Origin of the sequence: Vibrio sp. 1727 (genome assembly GCF_033344415.1) — a bacterium.
GTDB classification, from domain to species: domain Bacteria; phylum Pseudomonadota; class Gammaproteobacteria; order Enterobacterales; family Vibrionaceae; genus Vibrio; species Vibrio alginolyticus.
On record NZ_JAWPOT010000161.1, the window covers coordinates 1 to 841 of the forward strand.

Annotated in this window: 2 protein-coding genes; both read left to right on the forward strand. The window is 51.0% G+C overall.

Annotation, left to right across the window (positions count from 1 at the left end):
* Positions 1–14: 14 nt before the first annotated feature.
* On the forward strand, positions 15–629 hold the full coding sequence (locus R8O10_RS24520; RefSeq protein WP_318191860.1) for a hypothetical protein: 615 nt from the start codon (positions 15–17) through the stop codon (positions 627–629).
* 9 nt (positions 630–638) lie between these two features.
* Positions 639–841 (forward strand): ATP-binding cassette domain-containing protein (locus R8O10_RS24525; RefSeq protein WP_318191859.1); only part of this gene is annotated, 203 nt, incomplete at its 3' end.

Sequence of the window (841 nt, forward strand, 5' to 3'; positions counted from 1 at the left end):
TGCTCGGCGCGGCATTGGCAGCGTTTACCTTGAGTAGCAGCTTGGCGTTGGCAAACCCTACTGAGCAGTTACTAACTCGCTTTAACCAAGCCGCACAGGGCGACACGGGTTTGGTGGATACTGTACATGACGAGCTTTCACAATTAGTTCAAAAGCAAGGCGCTACGCCTGTGACATTGGTTTACCTTGGCAGCAGTGAAACCTTGCAAGGGCGCGATGCGTTTATGCCATGGAACAAGATGAAGTTCACTGAGCGCGGGCTTGCCACCATTCAGAAAGGTTTGGATTTAATGGCGAATCAACCTATGCCGACTCAAGAGCAGCAGCGTTTACAAGGGCTACCAGAATATCAATTGGCTACTGCGATGGCGGCCACCACTTACACTTCGCTTCCGGATATGTTTAATCACTTTGAGCGTGGGTACGAGCTGTACCTGACTCTGCTTGATGAACCGAGCTTCAATCAACAACCGTTCGCGGCAACGGCTTGGGTTTACCTTTACGCCATTGAAGCAGCGCTGCGTGCAGAGGACATGGAGCAAGCGCAGACATGGTTGGCGAAAATGGAAAGTTTCGATAGCACACACTTAGAACCGCAAACTGCCAAAGCGTTACTGGCTAAACATTAAGGAGGCGTCATGATCGTTTTCAGTCAACTCAGTCGCGATTACACCCTTGGCAGCCAAACCGTACGCGCGTTGCAAGAAGTCTCTGGTGAGGTGTTTGCCGGTGAAATGGTGGCGCTGTGTGGGCCTTCCGGCTCAGGAAAAAGTACCTTACTCAATGTGCTTGGCATGTTGGATTCACAATATCAAGGTCAGGTAACGTGTGCTGGTCAACC